Raw genomic sequence first — 14,034 nt, 5'->3', positions numbered from 1 at the left:
CCGATACGAGAACGGCGCCCGACAACTAAGTCGGGCGCCGTTTTTTTTTGTGTCGGGTGGAGCCGCGTTCAGAGCTGATGCATCAACAGCTGCACGCCCAGACTGCTCAGCGCCACGGCGGCCCAGACGCCCAGCCCCAGCAGGATCGGGCGCACGCCGGTCGAGAGCATGCGGCGCAGGTCCGAGGAGAGGCCGATGGCGGTGAGCGCCATGATGATCATGAATTCCGCGCCGGCGTGGATGATCGGCCCCCAGCTGTCAGGCACCACGCCGCTACTGCGCAGGGCCGAGGCGACCACGAACCACAGGATGAACCACGGGAAGATGCGGCGCAGGCTGAAGTCGGAACGGTTGTGCTTGTGGTGGCGACGGATCTCGATCACGGCCAGCACCAGGCAGACCGGAATGATCAGCGTTGCGCGGGTCAGCTTGACGATGGTCGCGTAGTCGCCGGCGGCCTTGCTGTAGGTGTAGCCGGCAGCGACCACCGACGAGGTGTCGTTGATGGCGGTGCCGGCCCACAGACCGAAGCCGTGCGCGCTCAGATGCATCAGGTGTCCGAGTGCCGGGAACAGCAGCACGGCGACCACGTTGAACAGGAAGATGGTCGAGATTGCGAACGCGGTCTCGTGCTCGTCCGACTGGATGATCGGTGTGGCCGCGGCGATGGCCGATCCACCGCAGATTGCGGTGCCGATGCCGATCAGCGTCTTCAACTTGGACGGAATGCCAAGCAGCTTGCCGAGCAGGGCGGCCGAGACGAAGGCGGCGGTGATCGTGACGAGGGTCACGCCCAATGAGGACGCGCCGGTGCGCAACACCTGGTGCAGGCTGAGGTTCAGGCCCAGCGCCACGATCGACCATTGCAAGACCTGCTTGCCGGCCAGACGGATGCCGGGCTGGAAGAGTGCGCCCGGTGCGCGCATATTGCGCACGGCGATGCCGAGCACGATGCCGAACACCGGTCCGCCGATCAGCGGCCAGAGACGGCCCAGACCCAGGGCGGCAACGGCGATGCATGCGGTGAGCAGCAGGCCGGGCCAGATCGTGCTGCGCATGCGTGGCGTGGCGGCTTCGGTTTGCGGGGCGGTGATCTCTGAAGCGGCGTTCATGATTGGGTTCGTGGTGACGGTGAAGTCATTCTGGCGCGTTGGGGTCGAAAGATATATTGATTAATAATTATCCATGAAATAAGTTTTACTTATGATTTCCTACACCCCTCGCCAGTTGCAGGCCTTCGTCGCCGTGGCGACCCATGGCAGTGTGCGGCGTGCGGCGGAAACGCTTCACCTCACCCAGCCGGCGCTGAGCATGGCGCTGGCCGAGCTGGAACGGCAGCTGGGAACGCCGCTGTTCGACCGCGAGCGCGGGCGGCTGCATCTGAGCGCGCAGGGGCGTGAGCTGCTGCCGATGGCGCAGGAAATCCTGCAGCGCATGCAGGCGCTGCAGCAGCGCGCGGGCACCGCGGCGGATCGGTTGAGCGGCGAACTGCGTCTGGGCGCGAGCAATACCGTGGGCAACTATCTGGTCGGCGATCTGCTGGGTGATTTCGTCGTCGCGCATCCCGATGTCGCGGTGCAGCTGACCGTGAACAACACGGACGCCATTGTCGCCGGCGTGCTCGAACATCGTCTCGATCTCGGCTGTGTCGAGGGCGAGGTGACGCATCCGCAACTGGACACGAGGCCGTGGCGCGAAGATGCTCTGGTGGTCTGCGCGCGCCCGGATCATCGTCTGGCGGAGCGGGCGCGTCTGCGCGCCGAGGATTTCCGCGGCACGCGGTGGATCGTGCGCGAACCGGGTTCGGCCACGCGGGCGATGAGCGAGCGCATTCTGGCCAAGTTGCCGGAACCGCGCGTGGTGCTGGAGCTGGGCCAGATCGAGGCCATCAAGCAGGCAGTGAGCGCCGGACTCGGACTGGCATGCCTGCCGCGCGTGGCGCTGGGCGATGCGCTTGCGGCCGGACGTCTGGTGGTGCTGCCGACGCCGTTCCTGCGCATGCACCGTCAGCTATCCCTGGTCATGCACCACACTCGCTATCGGGGGCCGGTGATGCAGGCGTTCCTCGACCGCGTGCTCACTGCAGTTTCAGGTCGGGGTTGAAACTGTCCAGCAGTGCGGCGACTTCCTGGCTGGAGCGCGCGCGAAGCAGTTGCGGCGACAGCTTGCGCAGGCGCGCGCGTTCGAGCTGGCCGATGCGGTCGCGCACTTCCAGCATCTGTCCCGGGTGCATGCTGAAGTCGGTGAGGCCGAGCGCCAGCAGCAGCGGCGTCAGCAGCGGATCGCCGGCCATCTCGCCGCACAGACTGACCGGCTTGCCGGCACGCCGGCCGACGCTGATCACGCGCGCGATCAGGCGCAGCAGCGCAGGTTGCAGTGGGTCGTACAGGGTGCCCAGTGCATCGTTGTTGCGGTCCGCGGCCAGCACGTACTGGGCCAGGTCGTTGGTGCCGATGGCGAAGAAGTCGGCGTCTTCGAGCAGGGTGTGAATGCCGATCGCAGCGGCGGGCACTTCGACCATCGCGCCGACCTCGGGCAGTTCGCTCAGCGTGTGGCCGGCATCGCGCAGGTCGTTGGCGCAGATCTGCAGCAGCGAGCGCACCGCGCCGAGTTCGTCGGGCGTGGTGATCATCGGCACGAGGATGCGGATCGGACCGTAGCTGGCGGCGCGCAGGATCGCGCGCAGCTGCGAGGCGAAGACCGCCGGATGGCGCAGGGACAAGCGCACGCCGCGCACGCCGAGCGCCGGGTTTTCTTCCTCGCGCAGGGCGATGCCGGCGTTGTCGGCCTTGTCCGCGCCCAGGTCCAGGGTGCGGATGGTGCAGGGCAGGCCGCCCATGCCCAGCACCAGGTCGCGGTAGGCGTGGAACTGCTCGTCCTCGCTGGGCAGGCCCTTGCTGCGCAGGAACAGGAATTCGGTGCGGTACAGGCCGATGCCGCTGGCGCCGAGCGCGCGCGCCTGGGCCACGTCCGGCGACTGCTCGGCATTGGCGAACAGGCGGATGTCGACGTTGTCGCGGGTGCGCGTGGGTTCCTTCGCCAGCGCGGCGAGGCGGCGGCCCTCGCGGGCGGCCTCGCGTTGCCAGTTGCGGTAGCGGGTCAGGTCCTGGGCGGTCGGATGGATCACCACCTCGCCGGCTTCGGCGTCGACCAGCACCAGGTCTTCGTCGCTGATGGTGCCGAGGGCGTCGCTGGTGGCGACCAGCATCGGCAGGTTCAGGCTGCGCGCGAGGATGGCGCTGTGCGAATACACGCTGCCGCCGGCTGCGACGATGCCGAGCAGGCCGTGGCCGGCCAGGTGCGCCATGTCGCCGGGCGCGATGGTGTCGGCGATCAGGATCTCGCCGACGCGCGCGGCCAGCTTGCGTTCTTCCTGGCTGGTCTGGCGCGACAGCACGCTCATGACGCGGCCGATGACCTGGTCGATGTCCTCACGACGACTGCGCAGATACGGATCGTCCATCGCCTCGAAGACTTTGCCGAGACGATCGGCCTGCATCTTCAGCGCGGCGCTGGCGCGGTAGTGCCCCTTGCGGATCATGTCGTCGAGACCATGCACCAGCTCGGGGTCTTCCAGCAGCAGGCTGTGCGCGTCGATGAATTCGCCGACGTCGCGGGCCAGGGCGCCATGCAGTTTTTCGCGCAGTTCAACCAGCTCCGCGCGGGCGGTCTCGATGGCGTCGTGCAGACGTTCGATTTCCGCTTCGACCTCGTCGTCCTCGAGCGGACGATTGTCCACATTCAACTTGCTCGGCTTGACCAGCCGGGCACGGCCCAGGGCCATGCCGCGCGAGGCGGCGGTGCCGGAGAGGACGATTCTCATCGCTCGTCGGCCTCCGTGCAGGGCGGTTGTGCGCGACGCGCCGACAGGTTGCAGGGAGTCAGCGAACGCATGCTCAGCCACCCTCGTCGAACTTGCGCTCGAACAAATCGACGACGGCGGTCATCGCCGCGTCTTCATCCGGGCCGTCGGTGCGGATGGTCAGCGTGCTGCCGAGTCCGGCCGCCAGCATCATGACGCCCATGATCGACTTGGCGTTGACCTCGCGGCCCTGGCCGACAAGCATCACGGAGGATGTAAAGCCGTTGACCAGCTGCACCAGCTTGGCCGAGGCCCGGGCATGCAGGCCCAGACGGTTGGAAATGACGATGTCCTTCTCAAGCATGGTCGATGAAGATTCCTCGGCGGCCGCCGCTGGCAGCGATTTCGGCCAATTCGGGCAGGGATTTGTCGGCGTAGTTCATGACTCGCAGCAGCATCGGCAGGTTCAATCCGGAAACGCAGCGCACGTGGGCGCCCAGGTTGCTCATGGACAGGCCGATGTTGCACGGCGTGGCGCCGTACAGGTCGGACAGCACCAGCACGCCGTCGCCGTCGTCGAGGTCGCGCAGGTAGCGGGTGGTGTCCTCGCGCGTGTCCGACACGTCGGCGTCGGCGGGGACTTCCATCGCGGCAACCTTCAGCGGCAACTGCGGCATGACGTGACGTGCCGCGGTGATCAGGGCGGCGCCCACGCCTTCGTGCGTCATCAGCAGGATTCCAACGCTCATCGGTTCAGTCCAGCTCGCGGTGGAAGGTGAGCACTTCGTCACGTCCGGCGTGGAAGTGCTCGCTGAGGCGTTCGGCCAGATACACCGAACGATGACGGCCGCCGGTGCAGCCGATGGAGACGGTCACGTAGCTGCGGTCGGCGTGCTTGAAGCGCGGCAGCCAGGTGTCCAGGAAGCGCATGATGTCGTCGAGGTACTCGCCAACCATGGGCTGGGTCTCGAGGAACTCGCGTACCGGTGCGTCCTTGCCGGACAGCGGGCGCAGCGTGCGATTCCAGTGCGGGTTCGGCAGGCAGCGCGCGTCGAACACGAAATCGGCGTCCAGTGGCAGGCCGTGCTTGAAGGCGAAGGACTCGAACAGCAGCGTCATGCCTTCGGCGGCGGCGGCGAACTCGGTGGCGATCATGCGCCGCAACTGGTGCACGTTGAGGTCGCTGGTGTCGATGACATGCTCGGCGATCGACATCAGCGGACGCAGCAGCTTGCGCTCGCGGGCGATGGCGTCAGCCAGCGACATGCCGCCGGTGGACAGCGGATGGCGGCGGCGGGTTTCAGAGAAGCGTTTCAGCAGCACCTCGTCCCGGCTGTCGACGAAGACCAGATGCACGACCACGCCCTCGGCCGCCAGCTCGGACAGCATGCCGGGCATGCTGGCCAGATCCTCGCTGCGCACGTCGATGCCGACGGCGATGCGTGCGTTGGTTTCGCGCGCGTTGCTGTCGACCGCCTTGACCAGTTGCGTCAGCAGCGGGGCGGGCAGGTTGTCGACGCAATAGAAGTTCAGATCCTCCATCGCGCGCAGGGCGATGGTCTTGCCGCCGCCGGACATGCCGGTGAGCACGACGAGGTGGACGTCTTCCTGATGGGGGCCGGGTGCGTTCATCGTCGGTATTACCAGGGGGGCATGTGGCGGAGTTGGTGGGCCTGACGGTCCATGAAGGTCTGTGCCGGGTCGATGCCCTGGCTCTTGAGCATGTGGCTGCGCACGGCGGCCTCGACCAGCACCGAGAGGTTGCGGCCGGGCGCGACGGGAATGGTCAGCTTGGGCACCTTCACGTCCATCACGTCCTGATGGCTGACGTCGCCGGTGATGCGCGTCATGGCGTCGGCCTCCTCGCCTTCGCGCATCGGTTTCAGGTGGATGATGAGGCGCAGGTACTTGGACGCCTTGACTGCGGTGTGGCCGAACATCTCGCGCACGTTGAGCACGCCCAGACCGCGCACTTCCAGCAGGTCGCGGATCAGCGACGGGCAGGTGCCGTCGATCACGTCGGGTGCGATCAGGGTGAATTCGGTGGCGTCGTCGGCGACCAGCCGGTGGCCGCGCGTGACCAGCTCCAGCGCCAGTTCGCTCTTGCCCGAGCCGGGTTCGCCGGTGATCAGCACACCGATGGAGTAGACCTCCATGAACACGCCGTGCAGCGTGATCGAGCGCGCCAGGCTGCGCGCCAAGTGGTACTGCAGCCAGGTCAGCAATTCGTGGCCACGCTTGCTGCTCAGCCACAGCGGCGTGTCCGATTCCTCGGCCGCATCGCGCAGGTCCGAAGGGACGCTCTGTTCCTTGCTGATGATCAGCGCGATGGGCGCGTTGGCGATGATCTTCTGGATGGTCTTCCAGCGCTGGCGCGAGTCGAGGCTGTCGAGATAGCGCAGCTCTTCGGTGCCGATGATCTGCACCTTGTTGGGATAGATGATGTTGAGATAACCGACCAGCGACGGCCGGCGCGACTGCGAGCGGTCGATCTTGACGACGCGCGATTCGCCGCGCAGGCCGGCGACCCAGCGCAGCGCCATGCGGTCTTCCACGTCATCGAAGAGTTGTCGGGCGGTCAGCTGTTCCACGTGGGCCACTCATGCGGGGCATGGCGGTCATTGTGCCAGTTTGCGGGAAGTGCGTCGCCCGTTCATTGCGCGCCGGGCCGGTCGAGGATGGACCGGCCCGGCGGTGCGGCGGCGTCAGCCGGCGCGCATCTGGCGCACTTCGGCGCGGTGATGATCGGTCAGCTTTTCCTTGTGCTTGCGCAACTGTGCGACCAGCTTGTCGATGAGCACGTCGATGGAGGCGTACATGTCGCTGTCGCAGGCTTCGGCATGCACGGTGGCGCCGGCCGCGTTGACGGTGCCCTCGGCGCGTTGCTCCAGTTTCTCCACGCTCAGGACCACGTTGAGCGAGGTGATGTTGTCGAAATGTCGCGTGAGGCGGTCCAGCTTGGATTGCAGGTGATCGCGCAATGCCGGGGTGACGTCGATCTGGTGGCCGCTGAGTTGAACGTGCATGGTCGCCTCCTGAAAGGAATGATTGGATTTGCCGCATGGCGGCATGACGCCGGAAGTCCGGTGTCGGGCAATCCCTCGCGAGGGCAACCCATGCTTCATGCCAGTCGCGCAGTTCGTGGTCGGAGCCTGGGCGCGATCGGGTTGCCTGGTGTGTGGTGCCTGTTTTCCATACCTCCTTGATTCTGACGTTGGGGGCGTGAAAGGGTTCCCTCAAGTTTCTCAGCCGATACGCTGACGTTCATTCGAGCTGGGAATGCGCAATTGCTCGCGGTACTTGGCGACGGTGCGGCGTGCCACCTGGATGCCGCGTTCGTTGAGATGTTCGGCCAACGCCTTGTCCGACAGCGGTCGGCTGGTGTCCTCTTCGTCAACCAGCTTGCGCAGCATGGCCTGGATCGCCGTGGCCGATGCGCTGCCGCCGGTGTCGGTGGAGACGCCGGAGGAAAAGAAATACTTGAATTCGAAGGTGCCGCGCGGGGTGTGCAGGTACTTGCGCGTGGTCACGCGCGAGATGGTCGATTCGTGCATGCCGACTTGCTCGGCGACTTCGCGCAGCACCAGCGGGCGCATGGCTTCCGGGCCGTAGTCGAGGAAGGCGCTCTGCCGTCGCACGATGGCCTCGGCGACCTTGAGGATGGTTTCGGCGCGCGACTGCAGACTCTTCAGCAGCCAGCGCGCTTCCTGCATGCGCCCGCGCAGGTACGCCGCGTCCTCGCGCGAGGCCTGCTTGATGAGGCTGCAGTAATGCTGGTTGAGGCCCAATCGCGGCTGCGAGTCGGGACTGAGGCTGACGCGCCAGCGCGTGCCGTCGCGCCATGCATAGGCGTCGGGCGTGACGTATTCGGTCGGTGTGGGGTCGAGGCGCGCGCCCGGCCGCGGGTCGAGGCTGCGAATCAGCGCGCTGGCGTCGGCGATGTCCTCGATGGGTGACTTCAGTTTGCTGGCCAGGCGCGGCAGGTCGTTCTTGGCCAGCAGGTCCAGGCCGATCTCGACGATGCCGCAGGCGAGCGCCAGTTGCGGTGTATCCGGTTCCAGCTGCTGCAACTGGGCCAGAAGGCAGTCGCGCAAATCGAGGCTGGCGACGCCGGTCGGATCGAGACGCTGCAGGCGTCGCCGCACGGCATCGATTTCGGCTTCGTCCACACCGTGCTGCGGCGGCAGGGCGGCGAGCACCGACGCCAGACCTTCGTGCAAATAGCCGTCGTCGTCCAGTGCGTCGATGATGGCCAGGGCGATGGCTTGCTCGCGCGGTGACAGCGATTCGAGGTTGAGCTGCCAGACGAGGTGTTCGCGCAGGCCCTCGGGCGCGGCGTTCTGCGGTTCGAAGTCGTCCTCCTCGCCACCGCCGCTGCCGTTGACGGTTCCGCCGCCGCTGGGGCCGTAGGATTCGGCTTCGCGGGAGGGGTCGCTCTCCCAGTCGTCGGTCTTGGTCTCGGTCGCGTTCTCGGCCGGTGGCTCGGCGTCCGCAGCGGGTTCGGAAGGGTTGCCGTCGACGTCGAGCGTCGGCTCCTCGCTGTCGTCGGTGAACTCCAGCAGGGGGTTGGTTTCGGTGATCTGGCGCAGCTCGGTTTCGAGCTCGAGTTGCGACAGCTGCAACAGGCGGATGGCCTGCTGCAATTGCGGCGTCAGCGCGAGCTGCTGGTTGAGGCGAAGCTGAAGCCCAGGTTTCATCCGTTAATGCAAGTGCTGGGGTGTCAGGTTCATCCTAACCCTATGCGTCGGCCCGAACCAGCGCCTACGCATGCAATCGGTGAAGGCGGTCTCGCTGTGGCGTCAGAGCTTGAACTCGTGGCCCAGGTAGACCTCGCGGACCTTCGGGTCGGCGAGGATGTGCGCCGGGTTGCCCCGAGCCAGCACTTCGCCTTCGTTGAGGATGTAGGCCCGGTCGCAGATGCCCAGCGTTTCACGCACGTTGTGATCGGTGATCAGCACGCCGATGCCGCGGTCCTTGAGGTGGCGCACGATGCGCTGGATCTCGCCGACGGAGATCGGGTCGACGCCAGCGAAGGGTTCGTCCAGCAGCATGAAGCGCGGACGGCCGGCCAGTGCGCGGGCGATCTCCACACGCCGGCGTTCGCCGCCGGACAGGCTGATGCCTTTCTGCGTGGCGATGTGGCTGATTTTCAGCTCGTCCAGCAGGGAATCCAGTTCCTTGCCGCGTTCGCGTGCGTCGAGATCGTCGCGCAGTTCCAGCACAGCCATGATGTTGTCGGCCACACTCAGGCGTCGGAACACCGACGGCTCCTGCGGCAGGTAGCCGATACCCATGCGCGCACGTTCGTGCATGGGCTGCCCGGTGATGTCGGTCTTGTCCAGGCGGATGCTGCCGGCATCGGCGGGAATCAGGCCGACCACCATGTAGAAACAGGTGGTCTTGCCCGCGCCGTTGGGGCCGAGCAGGCCGACGACTTCGCCCTCGCGGATGGAGAAGCCGAAGTCGCGGACCACCTGGCGCTGACGGAAGCGTTTCTGCAGGCCTTGCGCAGTAAGCATGCGGCGATCAGTTCCCTGCTGCGGCGCTGGCGGCGGCAGCCGGCGCGGGCGTGGAGGAGGCGGCAGGCGGCGTTGCCGCGCTGGCTGAAGTCGCGGGCGCCGAGGGCTTCGGCGGCGCGCTCTTGGCGGGCTTCTGCTTGGCCTGGAAGACCAGGTGCACGCGGTTGTCGCCGTCGCTGTGCGCAGTCATGGTGCTGGTCTTGGTGTCGTAGACCAGCCGGTCGCCGCTGGCGCTGCCGCGGCCGGCCTGCTTGACGTGTGCGCTGCCGGTAAGGATCGCGACGCCGCCGGGCACGTTGTAGTCGATGCTGTCGGCGTTGCCGGTCATCAGATTGTCGTGGTCGTCCAGCTGCTGGATGTGCGCGTGGCCGGTCAGCACCACGCGCTTGACCTGCGACTGGCCATCGAAGTGGATGGTGGCCAGGTTGCCGGTCGCCTTCAGCGTGCCCTGCGTGATCACGACATCGCCCTTGATGTGGCTGACGCCGTTGGGCTGCGCGGTGGCATCGGCCGACTTGGCGTCGACGTTGACCGGCTTGGAGCGGTCGCTCTGCTTGGCGTTCGCCGTAGCGCACAGCAGCACGCCCAGCAGGGCGAGCAGCGCGGGACGCCAGACGCGGCGCACGTCAGCGCTTCGAGGTGCTGGGCTTGAAGGTGCCATGGAAGTCATTCAGAAGCTCCATATGCTTGGTATCGAGATCGGCGCGCATGCCGATTCCCGTCATCGTAGCGGTTCCCTGGTGCATGACGACATGCTCGTCGGTCTGCACCTTGTTCTTCTTGGGCCAGGCGGTGACATCGCTGGTGTCGATGCTGGCGGCGGCCGTACCGGCATAGGCCTTGCGCCGCATCTTGACCGCGCCCTGCAGCTTCAGTTCGTCGCCCTTGGCGCTGACCCAGCCGTAGTCGGAGTGGCCGGTCCAGGGTTCGCCCGGCGCGCGCTTCGGCGGCAGCAGGAATTTCGGCTGGTTCAGGTACAGCGAGTCGTCGCCTTCGCGGCGTTCCAGCCGCGGAGCCTGCAGACGATAACTCAGCTTGCCGTTGTCGCCGTAGCCGTACAGGGTGAAGTCGTGCAGGGTGTAGCCCGAGCGCGGAGGACCGGCGTCCATGCGGTTGTTGCGCGTCGGCTGCAGCCACCACACCAGGAGTTGCACCACGCCGATCGCCAGCGCCAGCGCGACCATGCTCGCGATCAGGCGGCGCGTGCTCACGACCAGCGCTCGTATTCGGCGGCGGACTTGCCCTGCGCGGCGAGGATCATGTCGCAGACTTCGCGGGCCGCGCCCTCGCCGCCGCGCAGGCGTGTCTGCCAGTGTGCCTGTTCGGCGACCCAGGCGTGCGCGTTGGCCACGGCCACGGCCAGACCGACTACGCGCATCGGCGCCAGGTCGGGCAGGTCGTCGCCGACGAAGGCGGCCTGCTCGGGTTTCAGCGACAGCGCATCGAGCAGCTCGTCGAGGCTCTCGCGCTTGTTGCTCTGGCCCTGATAGAGGTGGGCGATGCCGAGATCGTTGGCGCGTTCGGCCAGTGCGTGACTGATGCGCGCGGTGATGAAGGCCACCTCGATGCCGTGGGCGTGCAGGCGCTTGAGGCCGAGACCGTCGTGGGCATGGAACAACTTGGTCTCGCGTCCATCCGCGCCGTACCACAGGCGGCCGTCGGTCAGGGTGCCGTCGACATCGAAGGCGACCAGCCGCACGCGTGCCGCGCGCTCGCGCACCGCATCGGGAACATCGGTCAGGAAATCGAAGGGCATCGGATCGGATCGGCAGTGAAAACGACAGGCGGCATGCTACCAGAGCCGCCGCCGTGGACGCCTTGCGGAAGGCGGATTCAGACCACGCGCGCGCGCAGCAGGTCGTGGATGTTGAGCGCGCCGACGACGACGTTGTCGGCATCGACCACCAGCAGGGCGTGAATCTGGTGCTTTTCCATCAGCTGCGCGGCCTCGACCGCCAGCTTGTCCGGCGTCACGGTCTTCGGGCCGCGGGTCATCAGGCTTTCGACGCTCGCGGCGCGCAGGTCGACGTTGTGGTCGTCCAGGGCGCGGCGCAGATCGCCGTCGGTGAACACGCCGAGCAGGCGCTGATCGTCGTCGACTACGGCCGTCATGCCCAGGCGCTTGCGGGTCATCTCCATCAGCGCCTCGGTCAGGCTGGCTCGCGGCGAGATGCGCGGGATACCGTCGTCGCGATGCATGATGTCGGCGATGTGCAGCAGCAGACGGCGGCCGAGGCTGCCGGCAGGGTGCGAGCGGGCGAAATCGTCGGCCGTGAAGCCGCGCGCTTCCAGCAGTGCGACCGAAAGGGCGTCGCCCATGACCAGCGCTGCGGTGGTGCTGGCGGTCGGCGCCAGGCCCAGCGGGCAGGCCTCGGCGGGCACGCTGACGTCCAGATGCGCGTCCGCCTGCTGGGCGAGGGACGACTTCGGATTGCCGGTCATGGCGATCAGCGGGATGCCCTGGCGCTTGATGACCGGCAGGATGAACAGCACTTCGTCGGTCTCGCCGGAGTTGGACAGCGCCAGCACCACGTCCTGCGGCATGATCATGCCCAGGTCGCCGTGGCTGGCTTCGCCCGGATGCACGAAGAAGGCGGGCGTGCCGGTCGAGGCCAGGGTGGCGGCGATCTTGCGCGCGATGTGGCCGGATTTGCCCATGCCGGTGACCACCACGCGGCCCTCACAGGCCAGAATGGTGCGACAGGCGGCGCTGAAATCGCCGTCGATGCGCGGTTCCAGCGAACGGATCGCGGCGGCTTCGGTGGCGATGACGGTGCGGGCGCTGCGGGCCAGACTGTCGGCCGTGACGGGCGCCGGGCTCAGTGTGGCCGGGGCGGTTTCGGTACTCATTGGTCTCTCCGGACGGGACAGCGCGCGAATGTGGCCCTGAACCGGGGCCGACGGGCGTGGTTTCTGTCGTTCCTGTGCCGCAGGTTTTCCATTACCATGCCATGATTGCATTTTACCTTTTCTTGACGGGCATGTGCGCCGTTGCGCATTCAGCAGCCGTTTCGTCTGCCGGCCCGTGCATCACCGTATCGAAGAACCCTTTATCCATGATGGATCCAGTCAGCATCAAGAACCTGATCGAGAGCGGCCTCGAAGACGCGCGCGCCGACGTGCGCGGCGACGACGGCGTGCATTTCGAGGCCGACGTGGTGTGCGCCGCCTTCGCGGGCAAGCTGCCGCTGGCGCGTCATCGCCTGGTGTATGCGACGCTCGGCGAACGCATGGGCGGGGAGATCCACGCATTGAGTCTGAATACCTGGACGCCCGAGGAAGCGCGCGAGCGCGGTCTCGACGTCGCCGGAGATTCATGACGGTTCGGGCGCGCCCGCAACCGGTCCGGCGGACCCGCGCTTGCCGGCGCGGCGCACGCCGCCCCACGAGGAACACATAGAACCATGGCCAAAATCGTCATTTCCGGCGGCGATCCGCTTTCCGGCGAAATCCAGATCTCCGGCGCCAAGAACGCCGTACTGCCCATTCTCGCTTCGTGCCTGCTGGCCGACGAGCCGGTCACCATCGGCAACGTGCCGCACCTGCACGACGTCACCACGACCATGGAGCTGCTCGGCCGCATGGGCGTGTCGCTGGTGCTGGACGACCGCATGACCATCGAGGTCGACCCGCGCACCATTGACCGCTTCTTCGCGCCGTACGATCTGGTCAAGACCATGCGCGCGTCGATCCTGGTGCTGGGGCCGCTGGTGGCGCGCTACGGCCAAGCCGAGGTCTCGCTGCCGGGTGGCTGCCAGATCGGCTCGCGACCGGTCGATCAGCACATCCGCGGCCTGCAGGCGCTGGGCGCCGACGTCGTGGTCGAGAACGGCTACATCAAGGCCCGCGCCAAGCGCCTCAAGGGCGCGCGCATCGTCATGGACATGGTTACCGTCACCGGTACCGAGAACATCATGATGGCGGCGACCCTCGCCGAGGGCACCACCGTCATCGAGAACGCCGCGCAGGAACCGGAGGTCGTCGACCTCGCCAACTGCCTCAATGCCATGGGCGCGCAGATCGAGGGCGCGGGCAGCGCCAACTTGGTCATCCACGGCGTCGAGCGCCTGCACGGCTGCCATTACGACGTGCTGCCGGACCGCATCGAGACCGGTACCTTCCTCATCGCCGGCGCCATCACCGGCGGCAAGGTGCGCACCCGCAACGCGCGCCCGGCGACGCTGGATTCGGTGCTGGCGAAGCTGGAGCAGACCGGCGCGCACATGAACGTCGGCGATGACTGGATCGAACTGGACATGCGCGGCAACCGTCCGCGTGCGGTCGACGTCAGCACCGCACCGTATCCGGCGTTCCCGACCGACATGCAGGCGCAATTCACCGCGCTCAACTGCGTGGCCGAGGGCGTCGGTGTCATCACCGAGACGGTGTTCGAGAACCGCTTCATGCACGTGCACGAGTTGCAGCGTCTGGGCGCCGACATCCGCCTGGAAGGCAACACCGCGATCGTCAAGGGCGTCACGCAGATGAGCGGCGCGCCGATCATGGCGACCGACTTGCGCGCCTCGGCGTGCCTGGTGCTGGCCGGATTGGTCGCCGGTGGCGACACCACGGTCGATCGCGTCTACCACATCGACCGCGGTTACGAGAATATCGAGGAGAAGCTGGGCACGCTGGGCGCGAAGATCCGCCGTCTGCCCAACTGATCTCGTCTTCGTTTGCGCGGCCTTCGCGGCCGTTGCGCGACGCTCCTGC

At 66.9% G+C, this 14,034-nt stretch carries 16 protein-coding genes; 3 read left to right on the top strand and 13 right to left on the bottom strand.

Annotation, left to right across the window (positions count from 1 at the left end):
• Nucleotides 1-68: 68 nt before the first annotated feature.
• Complete coding sequence (locus BTJ49_RS01535; RefSeq protein ID WP_113063593.1) at nt 69-1,112, bottom strand: YeiH family protein; 1,044 nt, start codon at nt 1,110-1,112, stop codon at nt 69-71.
• Between the two features lie 91 nt (nt 1,113-1,203).
• Here BTJ49_RS01535 and BTJ49_RS01530 point away from each other — a divergent pair, with 91 nt between their 5' ends.
• The gene (locus BTJ49_RS01530; protein WP_113063592.1) at nt 1,204-2,103 is read left to right on the top strand and encodes a LysR family transcriptional regulator; all 900 of its coding nucleotides are present in this window, start codon (nt 1,204-1,206) and stop codon (nt 2,101-2,103) included.
• Here BTJ49_RS01530 and ptsP read toward each other — a convergent pair.
• The 12 genes from ptsP to BTJ49_RS01470 all read right to left on the bottom strand — a co-directional run bounded on the left by ptsP (nt 2,078) and on the right by BTJ49_RS01470 (nt 12,171).
• Nucleotides 2,078-3,823 (bottom strand): phosphoenolpyruvate--protein phosphotransferase, encoded by a 1,746-nt coding sequence (gene ptsP / locus BTJ49_RS01525; RefSeq protein ID WP_113063591.1) that lies wholly within the window; start codon nt 3,821-3,823, stop codon nt 2,078-2,080. The genes BTJ49_RS01530 and ptsP overlap by 26 nt on opposite strands.
• A gap of 73 nt (nt 3,824-3,896) precedes the next feature.
• Nucleotides 3,897-4,166 (bottom strand): HPr family phosphocarrier protein, encoded by a 270-nt coding sequence (locus BTJ49_RS01520; RefSeq protein WP_113063590.1) that lies wholly within the window; start codon nt 4,164-4,166, stop codon nt 3,897-3,899.
• Nucleotides 4,159-4,551, bottom strand: coding sequence for a PTS fructose IIA subunit family protein (locus BTJ49_RS01515; protein ID WP_113063589.1), 393 nt, complete (start codon nt 4,549-4,551; stop codon nt 4,159-4,161). Before BTJ49_RS01515 ends, BTJ49_RS01520 begins: the two co-directional genes overlap by 8 nt.
• Before the next feature lie 4 nt (nt 4,552-4,555).
• The gene (rapZ, locus tag BTJ49_RS01510; RefSeq protein WP_113063588.1) at nt 4,556-5,434 is read right to left on the bottom strand and encodes an RNase adapter RapZ; all 879 of its coding nucleotides are present in this window, start codon (nt 5,432-5,434) and stop codon (nt 4,556-4,558) included.
• Nucleotides 5,435-5,442: 8 nt separating this feature from the next.
• Nucleotides 5,443-6,393 carry an HPr(Ser) kinase/phosphatase gene (gene hprK, locus BTJ49_RS01505; RefSeq protein ID WP_113063587.1) on the bottom strand — a complete coding sequence of 317 codons (951 nt, stop codon included), beginning with the start codon at nt 6,391-6,393 and terminating at the stop codon, nt 5,443-5,445.
• A 114-nt stretch (nt 6,394-6,507) separates the two neighbouring features.
• Nucleotides 6,508-6,828, bottom strand: coding sequence for a ribosome-associated translation inhibitor RaiA (gene raiA, locus BTJ49_RS01500; protein ID WP_113063995.1), 321 nt, complete (start codon nt 6,826-6,828; stop codon nt 6,508-6,510).
• Between the two features lie 219 nt (nt 6,829-7,047).
• Entirely contained in the window at nt 7,048-8,499 is a 1,452-nt protein-coding gene (locus BTJ49_RS01495) for an RNA polymerase factor sigma-54 (protein WP_113063586.1), read from the bottom strand.
• A gap of 102 nt (nt 8,500-8,601) precedes the next feature.
• Nucleotides 8,602-9,321 (bottom strand): LPS export ABC transporter ATP-binding protein, encoded by a 720-nt coding sequence (gene lptB / locus BTJ49_RS01490; protein WP_113063585.1) that lies wholly within the window; start codon nt 9,319-9,321, stop codon nt 8,602-8,604.
• 7 nt (nt 9,322-9,328) lie between these two features.
• Complete coding sequence (lptA, locus tag BTJ49_RS01485) at nt 9,329-9,946, bottom strand: lipopolysaccharide transport periplasmic protein LptA (RefSeq protein ID WP_240601682.1); 618 nt, start codon at nt 9,944-9,946, stop codon at nt 9,329-9,331.
• Nucleotide 9,947: 1 nt separating this feature from the next.
• Nucleotides 9,948-10,532, bottom strand: coding sequence for an LPS export ABC transporter periplasmic protein LptC (gene lptC, locus BTJ49_RS01480; RefSeq protein ID WP_240601681.1), 585 nt, complete (start codon nt 10,530-10,532; stop codon nt 9,948-9,950).
• A complete protein-coding gene (locus tag BTJ49_RS01475; RefSeq protein ID WP_113063583.1) occupies nt 10,529-11,077 on the bottom strand; it encodes an HAD hydrolase family protein in 549 nt (182 codons plus the stop codon). Before BTJ49_RS01475 ends, lptC begins: the two co-directional genes overlap by 4 nt.
• 77 nt (nt 11,078-11,154) lie before the next feature.
• Complete coding sequence (locus BTJ49_RS01470) at nt 11,155-12,171, bottom strand: KpsF/GutQ family sugar-phosphate isomerase (protein WP_113063582.1); 1,017 nt, start codon at nt 12,169-12,171, stop codon at nt 11,155-11,157.
• 209 nt (nt 12,172-12,380) lie between these two features.
• On the opposite strand from BTJ49_RS01470, the gene BTJ49_RS01465 reads away from it, so the two are divergent.
• Both BTJ49_RS01465 and murA read left to right on the top strand, forming a co-directional pair.
• A complete protein-coding gene (locus tag BTJ49_RS01465) occupies nt 12,381-12,641 on the top strand; it encodes a BolA/IbaG family iron-sulfur metabolism protein (protein WP_113063993.1) in 261 nt (86 codons plus the stop codon).
• An 84-nt stretch (nt 12,642-12,725) separates the two neighbouring features.
• Nucleotides 12,726-13,985 carry a UDP-N-acetylglucosamine 1-carboxyvinyltransferase gene (gene murA, locus BTJ49_RS01460; RefSeq protein WP_113063581.1) on the top strand — a complete coding sequence of 420 codons (1,260 nt, stop codon included), beginning with the start codon at nt 12,726-12,728 and terminating at the stop codon, nt 13,983-13,985.
• Nucleotides 13,986-14,034: the final 49 nt, after the last annotated feature.

The organism is Oleiagrimonas sp. MCCC 1A03011 (genome assembly GCF_003267965.1).
In the GTDB taxonomy this organism is placed as follows: Bacteria; Pseudomonadota; Gammaproteobacteria; order Xanthomonadales; family Rhodanobacteraceae; genus Oleiagrimonas; species Oleiagrimonas citrea.
The sequence above is the reverse complement of the archived record's forward strand: the minus strand, read 5'-3'. Positions and strand labels throughout refer to the sequence as shown.

Bases quoted from the DNA above. Each gene is read 5' to 3' on its own strand.
- ptsP (WP_113063591.1), bottom strand. From the start codon at position 3,823: ATGAGAATCGTCCTCTCCGGCACCGCCGCCTCGCGCGGCATGGCCCTG.
- BTJ49_RS01515 (WP_113063589.1), bottom strand. From the start codon at position 4,551: ATGAGCGTTGGAATCCTGCTGATGACGCACGAAGGCGTGGGCGCCGCC.
- BTJ49_RS01520 (WP_113063590.1), bottom strand. From the start codon at position 4,166: ATGCTTGAGAAGGACATCGTCATTTCCAACCGTCTGGGCCTGCATGCC.
- lptB (WP_113063585.1), bottom strand. From the start codon at position 9,321: ATGCTTACTGCGCAAGGCCTGCAGAAACGCTTCCGTCAGCGCCAGGTG.
- BTJ49_RS01470 (WP_113063582.1), bottom strand. From the start codon at position 12,171: ATGAGTACCGAAACCGCCCCGGCCACACTGAGCCCGGCGCCCGTCACG.
- BTJ49_RS01465 (WP_113063993.1), top strand. From the start codon at position 12,381: ATGGATCCAGTCAGCATCAAGAACCTGATCGAGAGCGGCCTCGAAGAC.
- rapZ (WP_113063588.1), bottom strand. From the start codon at position 5,434: ATGAACGCACCCGGCCCCCATCAGGAAGACGTCCACCTCGTCGTGCTC.
- BTJ49_RS01530 (WP_113063592.1), top strand. From the start codon at position 1,204: ATGATTTCCTACACCCCTCGCCAGTTGCAGGCCTTCGTCGCCGTGGCG.
- raiA (WP_113063995.1), bottom strand. From the start codon at position 6,828: ATGCACGTTCAACTCAGCGGCCACCAGATCGACGTCACCCCGGCATTG.
- BTJ49_RS01495 (WP_113063586.1), bottom strand. From the start codon at position 8,499: ATGAAACCTGGGCTTCAGCTTCGCCTCAACCAGCAGCTCGCGCTGACG.
- murA (WP_113063581.1), top strand. From the start codon at position 12,726: ATGGCCAAAATCGTCATTTCCGGCGGCGATCCGCTTTCCGGCGAAATC.
- BTJ49_RS01535 (WP_113063593.1), bottom strand. From the start codon at position 1,112: ATGAACGCCGCTTCAGAGATCACCGCCCCGCAAACCGAAGCCGCCACG.
- BTJ49_RS01475 (WP_113063583.1), bottom strand. From the start codon at position 11,077: ATGCCCTTCGATTTCCTGACCGATGTTCCCGATGCGGTGCGCGAGCGC.